13 protein-coding genes are annotated in these 15477 nt (G+C 63.0%); 10 read left to right on the top strand and 3 right to left on the bottom strand.

Annotated elements, in window-relative coordinates:
• The first annotated feature begins 52 nt into the window (after window positions 1–52).
• Genes DK847_RS08565 through DK847_RS08580 form a run of 4 tightly spaced genes read left to right on the top strand, consistent with a single transcriptional unit; the run spans window position 53 to window position 3873 of the window.
• A complete protein-coding gene (locus DK847_RS08565; protein WP_245414563.1) occupies window positions 53–1399 on the top strand; it encodes an NAD(P)/FAD-dependent oxidoreductase in 1347 nt (448 codons plus the stop codon).
• Window positions 1399–2175, top strand: a complete 777-nt coding sequence (locus DK847_RS08570; RefSeq protein ID WP_111197760.1) for a DUF1365 domain-containing protein — start codon at window positions 1399–1401, stop codon at window positions 2173–2175. The genes DK847_RS08565 and DK847_RS08570 overlap by 1 nt, the downstream gene beginning before the upstream one ends.
• Window positions 2172–3368, top strand: a complete 1197-nt coding sequence (locus tag DK847_RS08575; RefSeq protein WP_111197762.1) for an SAM-dependent methyltransferase — start codon at window positions 2172–2174, stop codon at window positions 3366–3368. Before DK847_RS08570 ends, DK847_RS08575 begins: the two co-directional genes overlap by 4 nt.
• 31 nt (window positions 3369–3399) lie before the next feature.
• Window positions 3400–3873, top strand: coding sequence for a DUF3833 family protein (locus DK847_RS08580; RefSeq protein ID WP_111197764.1), 474 nt, complete (start codon window positions 3400–3402; stop codon window positions 3871–3873).
• On the opposite strand, the gene DK847_RS08585 is transcribed toward DK847_RS08580, so the two are convergent.
• Together DK847_RS08585 and DK847_RS08590 are read right to left on the bottom strand one after the other, a co-directional pair.
• Window positions 3858–5849 carry an SGNH/GDSL hydrolase family protein gene (locus DK847_RS08585; RefSeq protein WP_146256081.1) on the bottom strand — a complete coding sequence of 664 codons (1992 nt, stop codon included), beginning with the start codon at window positions 5847–5849 and terminating at the stop codon, window positions 3858–3860. The two genes, DK847_RS08580 and DK847_RS08585, sit on opposite strands and share 16 nt — an antisense overlap.
• Window positions 5850–5902: 53 nt before the next feature.
• The gene (locus DK847_RS08590) at window positions 5903–6685 is read right to left on the bottom strand and encodes a DeoR/GlpR family DNA-binding transcription regulator (RefSeq protein WP_111197767.1); all 783 of its coding nucleotides are present in this window, start codon (window positions 6683–6685) and stop codon (window positions 5903–5905) included.
• Window positions 6686–6884: 199 nt separating this feature from the next.
• Here DK847_RS08590 and DK847_RS08595 point away from each other — a divergent pair, with 199 nt between their 5' ends.
• From DK847_RS08595 to rhaI, 6 genes are all read left to right on the top strand, one after another.
• Window positions 6885–8432: a sugar ABC transporter ATP-binding protein gene (locus tag DK847_RS08595; protein WP_111197769.1), complete on the top strand. Its 1548-nt coding sequence runs from the start codon at window positions 6885–6887 to the stop codon at window positions 8430–8432.
• Window positions 8429–9403, top strand: a complete 975-nt coding sequence (locus DK847_RS08600; protein WP_111197771.1) for an ABC transporter permease — start codon at window positions 8429–8431, stop codon at window positions 9401–9403. The genes DK847_RS08595 and DK847_RS08600 overlap by 4 nt, the downstream gene beginning before the upstream one ends.
• Complete coding sequence (locus DK847_RS08605) at window positions 9400–10350, top strand: ABC transporter permease (protein WP_111197772.1); 951 nt, start codon at window positions 9400–9402, stop codon at window positions 10348–10350. Before DK847_RS08600 ends, DK847_RS08605 begins: the two co-directional genes overlap by 4 nt.
• Before the next feature lie 63 nt (window positions 10351–10413).
• Window positions 10414–11520, top strand: a complete 1107-nt coding sequence (locus DK847_RS08610) for an autoinducer 2 ABC transporter substrate-binding protein (protein WP_111197774.1) — start codon at window positions 10414–10416, stop codon at window positions 11518–11520.
• Window positions 11521–11585: 65 nt separating this feature from the next.
• The gene (locus tag DK847_RS08615) at window positions 11586–13655 is read left to right on the top strand and encodes a bifunctional rhamnulose-1-phosphate aldolase/short-chain dehydrogenase (RefSeq protein WP_111197776.1); all 2070 of its coding nucleotides are present in this window, start codon (window positions 11586–11588) and stop codon (window positions 13653–13655) included.
• 4 nt (window positions 13656–13659) lie between these two features.
• On the top strand, window positions 13660–14952 hold the full coding sequence (rhaI, locus tag DK847_RS08620) for an L-rhamnose catabolism isomerase (RefSeq protein WP_111197777.1): 1293 nt from the start codon (window positions 13660–13662) through the stop codon (window positions 14950–14952).
• Here rhaI and DK847_RS08625 read toward each other — a convergent pair.
• Window positions 14949–15362: a helix-turn-helix domain-containing protein gene (locus DK847_RS08625; protein WP_111197779.1), complete on the bottom strand. Its 414-nt coding sequence runs from the start codon at window positions 15360–15362 to the stop codon at window positions 14949–14951. The genes rhaI and DK847_RS08625 overlap by 4 nt on opposite strands.
• Between the last annotated feature and the right edge of the window lie 115 nt (window positions 15363–15477).

Raw genomic sequence — 15477 nt, forward strand, 5'->3', positions numbered from 1 at the left:
TCCATGCCTTCGAACAGGTCGTAGCCATCAACAGGCAAGGAAACGGATTGCAGTGAGATTACGCCACATCGCCGTCGTCGGATCGGGCATTTCGGGGCTTTCGGCCGCGTGGCTCCTGTCGCGCACCCATCGCGTCACCCTGATCGAGGCCGACACCCGCCCGGGCGGCCATGCCAACACCATCGACTGTGACGTGCACGGGGCGGAGGTATCCGTCGATACCGGCTTCATCGTCTACAATCCGCCGGCCTACCCCAATCTCACGGCGCTGTTCGCCCGGCTGAGGGTACCAACCGCGCCCTCCAACATGAGCTTCTCGGTCTCGATGGGCGAAGGTGCCTATGAATATGCAGGCTCGGGTCTTGCCCAGCTCGTAGGTCAGCCCCGGAACCTGCTGAATGCCGGCCACTGGCAGATGCTGCGTGACATTCCGCGCTTCTTCAAGACGGCGCTCGGCAAGCTGTCCGCCCTTTCCGATGACGTGACGCTGGGGCAGTTCCTGGCCGCCGAAGGCTATTCCGACTATTTCCGCGACCGCCATCTCTTGCCCATGGCCGGCGCCATATGGTCTGCGGCACCAGGCGACATGTGCGACTATCCGGCCAAGGCTTTTATCCGGTTTTTCGAAAACCATGGATTGCTCAAGATCCGCGACCGCCCGCAGTGGCGCACCGTAAAGGGCGGCTCGCGCGAGTATGTGTCGCGCGTGATCCGCGACGGCGCCTTCGAGACGCGGCTTCGCACACCGATTGCAGCCATTCGCCGCCACGCCTCCGGCGTGACGCTTCGGGCCGTCAATGGCGAGGAGCAGGCCTTTGATGACGTCGTGCTCGCTTGCCATGCCGACCAGGCACTTGCCATGCTGGCCGATGCTTCGCCGGAGGAACGCCGCCTGCTCTCCTGCTTTCGCTACTCGCAGAACCGCGCCGTATTGCACCGCGACCAGCGCCTGATGCCCCGGCAACGCCGGCTGTGGGCGAGCTGGAACTATCTCTCTGGCCTGCCCCCGCACGGCACATCAGCCAGCTCCGTGACATACTGGATGAACAAACTGCAGCCGCTGAGCGTCGACGTGCCGCTGTTCGTCAGCCTCAATCCGCTCACGGAGCCTGACATGGGCAAGGTGCTGGGAGAGTTCGACTACGCGCACCCCATCTTCGATCCGGCTGCAATGGCCGCCCAGCGCCAGGTCTGGAGCATTCAGGGTGTGCAGCACACCTGGTTCTGCGGCGCCTACATGGGCTCCGGCTTCCACGAGGACGGCATCCAGTCCGGCCTTGCCGTGGCGGAGAGGCTGGGCTGCCTCAGGCGCCCTTGGTCGGTTGCCAATGAATCCGGCCGCATTCACCTTGGCCCACAGGATCCGCAGGTACCGGCCCTCCAGGTGCCCGCCGAGTGATGCCGGAAACCTGCCTCTATCATGGCGAAGTGGTGCACCGGCGGCTTAGCCCGCTGCGTCACCAGCTTCGCTACCGCGTGTACAATATTCTTGCCGATGTCGACAGGCTGGATGAGCTGGCCCGGTCCTGCCGGCTCTTCAGCTACAATCGCCTGAACCTGTTCTCGATCATGGACCGCAATCACGGACCCGGAGACGGCACGCCGGTTCGCGAACACGCTTGGAGCCTGGTGCGCGCCGCTGAGGGCGGCGAGGGCGTGCGGCGGATTTTCATGTTCTGCTACCCGAGCGTGCTGGGGTACGTGTTCAATCCTCTCACAGTATACTACGGGGTCGATGCGCAAGGGCGGCTCCGGCTGATGATCTACGAGGTGAACAACACCTTCGGAGGCCGCCACTCCTATGTGCTGCCCGTCAAAAGCAACGTGGCGCAGCAAAGTGCTCCCAAGCATTTCTTCGTGTCGCCCTTCAATGCCGTCGAAGGGCGTTACCTGTTCAACTTCACCCTGCCCGAGGAGAGGATTGCGCTCGGCGTCGCCCTCACCGTGGGCGACAAGCCGGTACTCAAGGCCTATGTGAGCGGCCAGCGCAAGCCATTGACCGATGCCAACCTGCTGCGGTCCTTTCTGAGCATTCCGCTTCTCACGCTCAAGGTCATCGGCGCGATTCATCTCCATGCCTTGAAACTTTGGTGGAAGGGCCTCAAGCTCAACCGCCGCCCCCGCGGCCCGAACCACACCGTCGATTTTCTGCCCGAGGCACATTCACAGCCATGACCACCGGAACGCTACACGCGCGCGAGAGCCTTGTGGGACAGGCCATCGCCGCCGCCGGCCGCCGTCTCCTACCGCGCGATCTGGCAGGCGGCCTCACCCTGACGCTGCCGTCCGGACGCCAGCATCGCGTCGGCTTCGAGAAACCCGGTATCCAGTGCGACCTGACCCTGCGCAACTTTCGGCCCGTGTTGTCCGCCATGCGTCGTGGCGCGGTGGGCTTTGGGGAAAGCTTCATCCTGGGCGACCTCGAAAGCAGCGACATCACCGCCGTGCTGCGCTTCTACCTCCGCAACCGGGAAGCCCTGAACCGGGCCGGCAAGTCGGTCTTCTTCAAGAGCCTGGGGGATCGCCTCTTCCACCTGCTGCGGCAGAACACCAAGGCCGGGGCTCGCCGCAACATCAGCGCCCATTACGATCTCGGCAATGCGTTCTACGCCCTGTGGCTCGACCCCACGATGAGCTATTCCTCCGGCTTGTTCGGTGGCGGCGCGGAAACGCTGCAAGCGTCCCAGGTCGCGAAATATGAGCGCGTGGTCGATGCTCTTTGCCTCGAAAGGCCGTCAGAGATCCTTGAGATCGGTTGCGGCTGGGGCGGATTCGCCGAGGCTGCGGCTGAGCACGGCCATCGTGTCACGGGCCTCACGATTTCGCGCGAGCAGCTGGAATTCGCGCGCCACCGCCTCGGGGAACGGGCGGACATCCGTTTTGAGGACTATCGCGACACCACCGGGCAGTTCGATGCCATCGCTTCGATCGAAATGATAGAGGCCGTGGGTGAGGCCAACTGGCCGACCTATTTCAAGGTCTTGCATGACCGTCTGAAGCCTGGCGGGCGCGCTGCTGTCCAAGCCATTACCATCGCGGACAGCCTCTATGACGGTTACCGCCGCAAGGCAGACTTCATCCAGCGCTACATCTTCCCGGGTGGGATGCTGCCGACCAAGTCGATCCTCGCCGAGCAGGCTCGTCGCGCCGGACTCAGCTTCGAACCCGTCGTGATCTTCGGCCAGGATTATGCCCGCACCCTGGCGCTGTGGCGGGAGCGCTTCGAGGCAGCCTGGCCAGAGATCGAGCGTCTGGGCTTTGACGCCAGGTTCCGGCGCCGCTGGGTGTACTATCTCTCTTACTGTGAGGCTGGTTTCCGCGAGGGCTCGATCGACGTGGGCATCTACCGTTTCCACCGGACCTTGTGATCGGCTGCGCGCCAGGCGCCGTAGTGCGGCCATGCTCAAGCGCAACGACACAGCTCCCTTCGACCTTCTCGCCTGGCTGGAAGGCCGCACCCATGCCCAGGGCTATGTGGAAGACCGCCGCGGCCGCCTCCGCAGACGTTTCACGATCGATCTGTTCGGACAGGCGGATGGCAACACCCTCAGCCTGCATGAGCAGTTCCTGTTCGACGACGGCGAACGTCAGGAGCGGACCTGGATTCTCACCCGTGGCTCTGACCGCAGCTTCACCGGGCGCGCCGGCGATTCGGCATCGGATGCGGTCGGCCGCTGCGAGGAGGGTGTGGCCTATCTGTCGTCGGAATTGACAATTCCGGTTGGTGGCCGCGCCATCACCTTGCGCTTCGAGGATGCCTTTTATCAGGCCGGACCGCGCCTCGTGCTCAACCGCTCGACCATGAGCAAATGGGGCGTCCGCCTCGGCCAGATCCTCATCCAGTTCCACAAGGACGATCAGCGCTCACCGTAGAGCATGTCATAGAGGACCGGGCGCAGCGTCAGCATCAGGCTGTCTGCCATGGCGGCGTGACCTTCGGCTGACGGGTGAAGCGCACCCGTGGTTTCCGAGAAGACGGCGGCGGAAGCCTTCTCGTCCAGCTTGCCGAACCGGTCACGGACCTTCTGGTTGATGACCATGTAGGCATCATTGAAAGTCCTCACCCAGCGCTGCCGCAGCGCATAGGGATAGTTCTGGGTGGCCGGGTTATAGGGCCGCCAGGAGCCTTCCTTGCCGGAGAGGCTGGTCTGGCAGGTCTGCGTATCGCGCTCGGCCGTTCCATAGCAAGGGATCATCAGCTGCTCTGCGGGGTCTGCGATGCGTTTGATGTTCTGGGCGCAGAAGCCATGCCCCTCGAACATCTTGTCGGCATAGATGCGGCCCGCGAAGGTCCAGCCATGATCGCCCGCAAGATCCTTCATGCGTCTGTAGAGCAGCGAGAATTGCTCGCGCACCTTGGCCAGTCGGTCGGGTTGCGCCGTCAGCCAGGACGAGAACATGTCGAGAGACTGGTTCGCAGCATAGCGGTCCTCGTCATCGCCTTCGTCCGGGGACGCTTCGCACAAATCCCCTGCCTCGTTCGTCACGAGATCAGGATAGGCGGTGAGCACGATGCGCGAAGGATCAAAGACGCCATCGGCAGCAGACGTCACCGGGACGGTGGTTTCCAGCGCGGAGGCCAGGTTGGCATAGGCTTCCGGCAGGATGTCCCGCATGCGCGCAGCAAATTCCTTTGCACTCACCGTGGCACCGAAGAACGAGGCGATGGTGGCCGAAGCGGAGTCGCGCAGCGAGGCCCAGGCCACGATATTCGAGAAGCCGATGTCATTGCCGCCGACGCTGAGAAAGACAAAATCCAGCGGGCGACGGAAGTTGCTTTCCGGACAGGTGGGAAGACCGCGCTTCATTTCAGGTGTCTCGCGGCACAATTCACGCATCATGCGGTACAGCTGCGAATCCTTGGGACCGCCGGCGATCATCGGAGCTGCCAGCTGGGCCGATCGCTCCGTGCTGGCAAGGCGTTCCACATAGGTCTGCGGGCCGAGAATCCCGTCGGCAATGCTGGCGCCGGAGCAGGAGTAGTCAAGGAAGGTGACGGAGGACTGCGGGTTCTCGATGGCGATCTGCAAGGCCGCTCGCAGCTGCTGGCCATAGAGGGAGCGATGGCAAAGCTCGTCCGTCCACTCGGCGCCACCTCCAGCGTCGTTCTGGCGGCGCAGCGGATAGAAATTCCTGAAGCGGCGTGTATCGCTGAAGGCCACGGGCCGGTTGGGATTACCCTCGCCGGAGGCGAAGCTGTCCCCAAGCCCGGCAATCAGCAGGTCCTTGACGCGCGCCGCCGTGATGATCGGCGCTTCGCCCACGACATTCACCGAAATCTCCGCTCCACCCGGATATGGCAACGCTACACCTTCGCCGCTCACCCGGTCGGAGCAGGAGGTCTGGGCAACGAGCTGCCCGCCGATGCGCCACTCGCACACCGCCGCTGCTGGCACGTTCTGGCCGGATAGCCACATCTCGATTGCATGCGATTGTGGCATGACATAGGCATCAATTCCGCCACAGGCGGAGTGGCTGCGTTTCCGCCCATCGTAGCACAGCCCGTCATGGCCCTTGGCAGCCCAGCCGCGCCAGTCGAAATTCTTGCGCAGGATATTGCTGAAGGCGATGTAGCGATCGTTCAGGACATGCTCCGAGCCGAGGACGGACGTGCGGGCGACGAAGGAGTCGCGCTCATCCGAAGCCATGCCTTGCTGGTCGACGTGGAGCAGGTACTGCCGCCAGGCATTCTCGTGCTGGCGGAAGAACATGGGATCCTGGAACAGCCGGAACCGGTTGGTGACTTGCCATTCGATCCGGAACTGGCTGGTACTCAGGGTCTGCGCCTCCGCTGGCAGGGCGAAGACAAAAAGCAGGATGGCCAAGACGGGAAGAAGCACTCGGGACATACGCGGACTTATACCCGAAGAACCCGGCCAAGTTTGGGCAGGAGCCCCGAAAATCACGAAAAATCTGGAGTCCTGCGAGCGATGATCACCCGGATGCCTGCGTCCATGAGCATCTTGTGATTTGCATCCGTCAGGCCATCGTCGGTGATCAGCGTCCCGATGCGGGTGAGGGGCATCATTGGGTTTCTGGCACGCAGGCCGAACTTGCGGCTGTCGGCCAGAACGATCACCTCATCTGCACGCTCAAGCAAAAGCGCGGTTTCCCTCACCACAAGAGGATGGGATTCCTGCATTCCCGTCGGCGTGATCGCCTGCGCGCCGAGGAAGAACTTGGATGCATAGAAATCGGGAGGTCCTGCGTGGGGTGCATACACGATGCCCGGCTCCCGATAGAGCTCGCCTCCCGCCAGTGTGAGATGGCAGGTGCCGTTCTGCCACAAGGTTGCCGCGAGCGGCATTGAATTGGTGTAAATTCTCACGTTGCGATTGGCCAGCAGCAGCGCGAAGAGATAGCACGTCGAACCGCCGTGGATGATCAGCGCGTCCCCGTCCTGCACAAGTGCGGCCGCCTCCCGCGCGATGGCCTTCTTGGCGGCGACTCCCAGCATCTGGTTCTCGGTGAAGGGCCGCGCGGTGACACCCTCGGCACTTCCCGTCTCTGCGGCGGCGATGCCGCCGAAGACCTTGCGTACCGCACCGGTGGCGTGGAGCTTCGCAATGTCGCGCCGGATGGTGGCCGGAGAGGCATCCACCACACCCTGCAAGTCCCGCACCGAGGCGAAAGGCCGGTCCCGCAACAGATCCAGCATGAGCTTGTGGCGTTCTGCTTCCGTCATACTATCTCTTGATCACATGAGCACTTTTAATCATTTGTGCACTGCAAAAATCACTCAAAGCTCATAAACTAACTCACTTGACGCTTTTTACTCACGGATGTTTATTATCGCTCACCGTCGAGGCAGTGTAAACAGAACCTCCAGGGATCCATGGACAAAATGAGTCATGGACGGCGGCGGATGAAACGGGAGCGAACACATGCGAGCCGAGCAGATTGGTGCCGCAGCGGCAAGTGAAGTCGTGCTCCCCATCGCGCTCCTTGGCATTTCCAAGTCCTTTGCCGGCATCAAGGTGGTGAATGACGTCTCCTTCGACATGCGCCCCGGCGAGGTGCATGCCCTGATGGGTGAGAATGGTGCCGGCAAGTCCACCCTCATCAAGATCATGGCTGGGCTCTACCAGCCGGACGAGGGCGAGATCCGCGTCAATGGCGCGGCCATCCGTTTTGCCACCCCGAAGGACGCCCATGCCGCCGGCATCGCTACCGTTCATCAGGAACTCCTGCTCTTCCCCGAACTGACAGTGGCGGAGAACATCTTCCTCGGCCAGACACCCAAGACCGCGCTCGGGACCATCGACTGGACCACCATGCGCCGCCGCGCGCGCCAGCTGCTGGAGGAACTCGACAGCGGTGACCTCGACATCGACCAGAAGGTCGCGCACCTCTCGGTCGGCAACCGCCAGCGCATAGAGATCGCGCGCGCCCTGGCGCAGGATGCGCGCGTGCTGATCATGGACGAGCCCACCGCAGCCCTGGCCGAACACGACGTGCAGCGCCTGATGAGCATCGTCCGGAACCTGAGGAAGCGCGGCGTCGCCATCGTCTATGTCAGCCACCGCATGCCGGAGATCTTTGCCCTGGCGGACCGCGTCACGGTGCTGCGCGATGGCCATCTCGTCGGCACGAAGGCGGTGTCGGAGGTCGATGAGCCGACCCTGGTCTCGATGATGGTTGGCCGCCCGATCGACCGGCTTTATCCCGCCAAGCAGGGCGAGGATGGGGACGTCGTCCTCGAACTCGCGAACGTCGCGCACCGAAGCGTTGTGCGGGACATTTCCTTCCAGATCCGCCGCGGTGAAATCCTCGGCCTCGCCGGCCTCGTCGGATCGGGCCGCACGGAAACGGCGCTCACCATCTTCGGCATCACGCCTGCCACGGCGGGCCAGATACTCATCGACGGGAAGCCCGTCACCATCACCTCGCCCGAGCAGGCACGTGACCTGCGGATCGCCTATGTGCCGGAGGACCGGGCTCACCAGGGATTGATCCGTCCACAGACGATCGAAGACAATATCGCACTTGCCAACCTGAAGCGTCTGACGCGGGGGCTTTTCATCGATGCCGCAAGGGTCGCGGCAGGGGCCCGCGAGGCGATCACCCGCTTCGGTATCCGCGCACGGGGCCCGGAGCAGCCGGTGCGCCAGCTCTCAGGCGGCAACCAGCAGAAGGTGGTTCTGGCGAAGTGGCTCGCCACCAACCCGCGCATCCTCATCATGGACGAGCCGACCCGCGGAATCGACGTCGGCGCCAAGGCCGAGATCCACCAGCTCATGCGCCGGCTCGCCGGCGAGGGCATGGCGATCCTGATGATCTCGAGCGAACTTCCCGAGGTGCTGGGCATGAGCGACCGTGTGCTGGTCATGAATGGCGGCCGGATCGTCGGTGAATTCGACAAGGAACACGCCACGGCCGAAGCCGTGGGCACCGTGATGACGCGGAGCTACACCAAGGAGCAGGCGGCATGAGCGATGTCGCCCTCTCCCCCGGCCGCTCCAACCTGCAACGTTTCCTTTCCGGCTACGGCCAGGAGATCGTGGTGCTGCTCTCCATCGTCGCGCTCTTCGTGGTGGTCGGCGCCATCAACCCGCGCTTCCTTTCCGACACCAACATCAATTCGATCTTTGCCGGCAATGCCTATATCGCCATAGCGGCAATCGGCATGTCGATGATCATCATCGCCGGCCACATCGACGTCTCGGTGGGTGCCCTCATCGGCGTCATCGCCACCATTGCCGGCACGCTGGCCGTGAAGGGCTACCCGATCTGGATGGCATGGAGCGTGCCCATTCTTTTCGCCGTTGCGGTCAATGCCGGTGTCGGCACGTTGGTGGCCTATACGCGCATCCCGTCAATCGTCGTGACACTTGGCATGCTGTCGATCCTCAAGGGCGGCCTGATCAGCGCAACCCAGGGCGAGTGGATCACCAACATGCCGCCCGAATTCATGATCGCCCAGATGCGGCCCTTCGGCATTCCCTCTGCCGTGTGGTTCATGGTGGCGCTCACCATCATCGCAGCCGTCTTCCTGCGCTATACCGACTTCGGCCGCTCGATCTATGCCGTGGGTGGCAACATGGAAGCGGCGCGCGCGGCAGGCATCAATCCCGAGCGCACGGTGATCGGCGTCTTCGCGCTGCACGGCCTCTTCGCCGGCATCGCGGGCATCCTGTTTGCCACGCAGCTGCAGGTGATCCAGTCCACCGTGCCGCCCAACCTGGAACTCACCGTCATCACCGCCTCGGTGATCGGAGGCGTGTCGATTCTCGGTGGTACCGGCACGGTGATCGGCTCGACACTCGCTGCCATCCTCTTCGCCTGCATCGGCTCCGCGCTGATCTTCCTCAACGTCTCGGCCTACTGGCTGCGCGCCGTTCTGGGTCTGATGATCCTCGCCACGGTTCTCGCTGACATGGCCCGCCGCCGGAGGGCCAAATGACTGGCGCTCAATCGAAGCTGCTGCGGCATGAGACGATCCTCGCGGTGCTCACCGTCATCGCAATGGTGGTGCTCGCCTCGTTGTCGGACAAGTTCTTCACGGTGGACAACCTGTTGAACCAGGGACGCCTGATGGCGGAGGTCGGCCTCGTCTCGGTCGCCATGACCTTCGTCATCGTCACGGGCGGCATTGACCTCTCGGTCGGCTCCATCCTTGGCCTCACGGCAATATTGCTCGGGGTTTTCTGGAAGAACCTCGGCTTGCCGCTCCCCGCGGCCATTGTGCTTGCCATGGCTTGTGGCACTTTCGCCGGCTGGGTGAACGGACTGATCATCACGCGTTTCAGCGTGCCACCCCTGATCGCCACGCTGGCGACACTTGCCCTTTATCGCGGCCTTGCCGAAGGCATCAGCGAGGCGCGCTCGGTGCGTGGCTACCCCGAGTGGTTCTTCTTCTTCGGCCAGGGCGAGGTGCTCGGTGTCCACTTCCAGCTCTGGGTGCTCGGCATCGTCACGGTGATCGCCGCCGTCATTCTCGGCCTCACGCCCTTCGGCCGCGCCACCTATGCGATCGGCGCCAATGAAGTGGCGGCACGCTTCTCCGGCATCCGCGTCAATGCAACGAAGCTCTGGATCTACACGGCCTCCGGCTTCTGTGCGGCTCTGGCCGCCGTGATCTTCGTCTCGCGAGTCACCACCACGCGTTCCGACATGGGCACCGGACTTGAACTGGATGCGATCACCGCCGTCGTGCTCGGCGGCACCTCGATCTTCGGCGGCCGGGGCACAATCATCGGCACGGCGCTGGGCCTGATCCTGATCCAGGCGCTCAAGAACGGACTGGCGTTGTCCGGCGTGAAGGGTGACGGCACCATCGTCGTCATCGGATTGGTTTTGATCGGCGCGATCCTCGTGGGCGCGCTGTTCGACAGGAACAGAGGCGGCTGACCAAGGGAGGCTGTCTCCGGCTCACCCGCCTGTGAGCGAGGAGACGAACATGGGAGAAACGACATGAAGAAACTGACGCTCGCCGCCATCGTGGGCCTCGGCCTCATGAGCGGCTCGGCGCTGGCCGCCTCCGCCTGGACCGGCGGCGATGACCAGCCCACCAACCCGCTGTCCTGCGACGCGACGCCTGCGACGGTCGCCGCCAAGCCCTATGACGGCGGCGTTCCCACCAACCCGCCGGACCGCAAAGGCAAGGAGATCAACGTCGTCGACGTGCCGAAGCTGATCGGCATTGGCTACTTCAACGCCACCTCGAAGGGCATCGCCGATGCAGCCGCAGAGCTCGGCAACGTGAAGGCCAAGACCGACGGCCCGACCAAGGCCAACATCGACGAGCAGATCACCTTCATCGACAACTACATCACCTCGGGCGTCGATGGCATCCTGTTCGCCGCCAATGACCCGGTGGCGATCGCGCCTGTCCTCAAGAAGGCGTTGGAGAAGGGCATCAACGTCGTCGGCTATGATGCCAACTCGACGCCGGATGCGCGCCAGTGGTTCGTCAACCAGGCGGAGTTCAACGGCATCGCCAAGGCGCTGGTCGACAACATGGCGAAGGAAGCGGGCGAGGACGCGGGCGTGGCCATCGTCACCTCGACCTTCACCACGCCGAACCAGGCGCGCTGGATCGCCGAGATGGCGGCCTATGCCGAGAAGTGCCACCCGAAGATGAAGTGGCTGGAGACCGTCGAGGCCCAGGAAGACAACAACCTGTCCTTCAACCAGGCCACCACGCTCATCAACAAGTATGGCGATGACCTGAAGGGCATCTTCGGCATGACATCCGTTGCGACACCCGCCTCGGCCGAGGCCGTGACCCAGGCTGGCAAGTGCGGCAAGATCGCGGTCGTCGGTCTCGCCACACCGAATGCGATGAAGCCCTATGTCGAGAAGGAATGTGTGAAGTCCGTCGTCCTCTGGAACCCGGTGGACCTCGGCTACGCTGCCATGCAGGTTCTGCGCGCGGTTGCCGACGGCACGCTGCAGCCGGGCGCCACTTCGGTAAAGGCGGGCAAGCTGGGCGATCTCCAGGTCATCAACGGCTCCGAAATCCTGCTGGGTGCGCCCTATACCTTCACCAAGGATAACATTGGCCAGTTCGACTTCTAAACCAAACCCTGAGCGCGCCGGGCAGACCCCGGCGCGTTCCACCCCTTTCCGAAAGCGAGAGTCTCATGAGCAATTCCGCCACTGTCCCCTCCCTGTGGGATGATGCCAAGGCCGCCAAGCTGGACGAGCCGGGCCTCCTCCTCTATCGCTCCAACTTGCTGGGCGCGGATTTGCGCATCACCAATTTCGGCGGCGGCAACACCTCCGCCAAAGTCGTGGCGAAGGATCCGCTGACGGGCGAGCCTACGACCGTCCTCTGGGTCAAGGGCTCCGGTGGCGACATCGGTTCGATGAAGCTCGACGGCTTTGCCACGCTCTACATGGACAGGCTGGAGAGCCTGAAGGGCCTCTACAAGAGCCTCGACCAGGAAGACGCCATGGTGCACGCGTTGAACCACTGCATCTTCGACCTGAACCCGCGCGCCCCTTCGATCGACACCTGCCTCCACGGCTACGTACCCTACCCGCATGTCGACCACGTGCATTCCGACGCGGTGATCGCCATTGCAGCGTCCGAGGACTCAGAAAAGCTGACGAGGGAGATCTTCGGCGACGAGATGGGCTACCTGCCGTGGCAGCGGCCCGGCATCGACCTTGGAATCAAGCTGGGCGAGATGGCGAAGAAGAACCCGCACTATGTGGGTGTCGTCCTCGGCAGCCACGGCCTCTTTACCTGGGGGCAGACGGCGAAGGAGTGCTACGACACCACGCTTCGCATCATCAACAAGGCCGCCGTCTGGCTGGACCGCAACGCCGTGAAGCCGGCGTTCAAGGGCGCCAAGGTGGAGGCTCTGCCCGAATCGGAGCGCCGCGCCGCGGCTCTGCGCCTGCTCCCTGAGATCCGTGGCCGCATTTCAAAGCATGAGCGCAAGATCGGACATTTCGTCGACTCGCCCGAGGTGCTGGAATTCGTGAACTCAAACATGCTGGAGCAGCTCGCCCCACTCGGCACCTCCTGCCCCGACCACTTCCTGCGTACCAAGATCCGCCCGCTGATCGTGCCCCATGATGCGGATGGCGCAGCGCTCGACACGCTGGTCGAGGCCTACCGCGCCGACTATGCCTCCTATTACGAGCGCTGCAAGCATGCGGACTCACCTGCCATCCGCGATCCCAATGCGGTGATCTATCTCGTGCCGCGCGTCGGCATGCTGTCCTTCGCCAAGGACAAGGCGACAGCGCGCATTGCTGCGGAGTTCTATGTCAACGCCATCAATGTGATGCGCGGCGCCTCCGGCGTCTCGGCTTACAAGGGCCTGCCCGAGCAGGAGGCCTTCAACATCGAATACTGGCTGCTGGAAGAAGCAAAGCTCTCGCGCATGCCGAAGCCCAAGAGCCTGGCTGGACGCGTCGCCTTCATCACCGGAGGCGCCGGCGGCATCGGTTCGGCTATCGCATCGAAGTTGCTTTCGGAGGGCGCCTGTGTGGTGCTCGCCGATATCGACCAGGTATCCCTGAACGAGGTGACGGCGGGCTTCGCAAAGACATACGGGAGGGACAACGTCCGCGGCGTGAAGATGGACGTGACCTCGGAGGAGGCCGTGGTTCAGGCCATGAACGAGACCGCCTTGGCTTTCGGGGGCGTCGACATCGTGGTCAACAATGCTGGCATTACGATCGCGGCACCGGTTGAGGATACGACGCTCGATCTCTGGAACAAGAACCAGGCCGTGATGGGGACGGGTTATTTCCTCGTGGGGCGCGAGGGCTACAGACTGCTGAAGCGGCAGAACCTCGGCGGCTCCATGGTCTTCATCTGCTCGAAGAACGCCGTCGCTGCCTCGCCCGGCGCGTCGGCCTATTGTGCGGTGAAGGCGGGTGAGTTGCATCTTGCCCGCTGCATGGCGCTGGAGGGTGCGCCCCACGGCATTCGCGTCAATGTGGTGAATCCGGATGCCGTGCTGCGCGGGTCCAAGATCTGGCAGGGCCCATGGCGCGAGCAGCGCGCGGCCTCGCTCAGAATCTCGCAGGACGAATTGGAGGAGCATTACCGCAAGCGCTCGCTGCTGCAGCGCTCGGTCTACCCCGAGGATATTGCCGAGGGCGTCTATTTCTTCGCGTCAGACCTTTCCAACAAATCAACGGGCAATTTCTTGAACGTTGACGCGGGCAATGCAGCATCCTTCACGAGGTGACACGATGAGTTTCGCGATTTCGGCAGACTTTCTTGCAGCGGAGAACGCGAAGCTCGAGGCTGCCCAGGCTGAGGATTATCAGGCTCTCGGCCGGCAGCTGTCACGCCGTGGCATTTCGATCGAGGCCATGACGGAGCGGGCGATGACCTACGCTGTCGCCGTTCCGACCTGGGGTGTCGGCACCGGCGGCACGCGCTTCGCACGCTTCCCCGGACCGGGCGAGCCACGCAATATCCATGACAAGCTGGAGGATTGCGGGGTTATCAACCAGCTGACACGGGTTACCCCTACAGTGTCACCGCATTTCCCGTGGGACAAGGTGGCGGACTACAACGCGCTGCGCCAGGAGGCCGCGCGCCACGAGCTCGGTTTCGATGCAGTGAATTCCAACACCTTCCAGGACCAGCGCGGCCAGCGGCACTCCTACAAGTTTGGCTCCCTCACCCATGCGGTCAAGGCCACACGCATGCAGGCGGTGGAGCACAATCTGGAATGCATCGAGATCGGACGCCAGCTGGGCTCGACCGCGCTCACGGTGTGGATAGCCGATGGCTCAAATTTCCCGGGCCAGTCCAACCTCAACGCCGCCTTCGACCGCTACATGGACTCGCTGCGGATCGTCTATGACGCGCTGCCCACGGACTGGTTGGTTTTCCTCGAGCACAAGCTCTACGAGCCTGCCTTCTATTCAACGGTGATCTCGGACTGGGGCTCCAGCTTCATGGCGGCACTGGAACTGGGACCGAAGGCGCGCTGCCTCGTCGACCTTGGACACCACGCGCCCAATACCAACATAGAGCAGATTGTGGCGCGCCTGATCCGGGCCGGCAAGCTCGCAGGCTTCCACTTCAACGATTCGAAGTACGGTGACGACGACCTCGACTCCGGTTCCGTCGATCCCTTCCGCCTCTTCCTGGTGTTCAATGAGCTCGTGGATGCGGAGTTGCGTCAGGCTGAGGGCTTTTCACCTGCCTACATGATTGATCAGTCGCACAATGTGACCGACCCTATCGAGAGCCTGATGGCGTCGGCGATCGAAATCCAGCGGGCCTTCGTACAGGCCTCGCTGATCGACCGGGAGTTGCTCTCGGCGGCTCAGGACGGCGGCGACGTGATGCTGGGGCACCGCATCGTCAAGCAGGCTTTCATTACGGACGTATCGCCCATCCTCGCCGAGGCACGGCGGCGCAAGGGCGGCGCCATTGATCCGATCGGCCTGTACCGCTCGAGCGGCTATCGCGCCGAAAAGACGAAAGAGCGGCCGCCAGTGGAGGGCACCTCGGCCGGCATCGTCTAGGCGACCAGGCTTTCAAGGGCGCTGTGGGTCTTCTCGATCTGCTGCCTGAGCTCGTCCTGACGGTTCTTGAGCAGGTCGAGGTGCTGCTTCAGGTGCCGCACCGCCTTCTCGCTGGACAGCACATCCTCCTCAGGCGTCAGCATATCGAGGATCTCGCGGATCTGGGCGATGGGGACGCCAAGGCGCCGCAGGGTGAGGATGTTTTTCAGCCGGCGCACGTCGCTTGCAAGATAGGTGCGGAAGCGGCCGTGGCGGGCTGGTGAAATCAGCTCGACCCGCTCGTAGAACCGAATGGTCTTGGGATCGGTGGAGGTGAGTTTGGCCAATTCGCCAATGAAGAGGAACCCGTCCTGCGGCTCATAGCTGTTGCCTGCCGGAGTCATGCCAATGTTGTCGAGTTGATCGTCCATGGCTTGTTCCTTTCCGATGGTTGAGTTGATCGCCAGTTCAGATCTTTAAACATCGCTCTGTTTTCCCGTCAAGGGTGTATCATGATCTATTTACGCTTTTAAAGTGTGGTCCCCA

Origin of the sequence: Aestuariivirga litoralis, assembly GCF_003234965.1 — a bacterium.
Classification (GTDB): domain Bacteria; phylum Pseudomonadota; class Alphaproteobacteria; order Rhizobiales; family Aestuariivirgaceae; genus Aestuariivirga; species Aestuariivirga litoralis.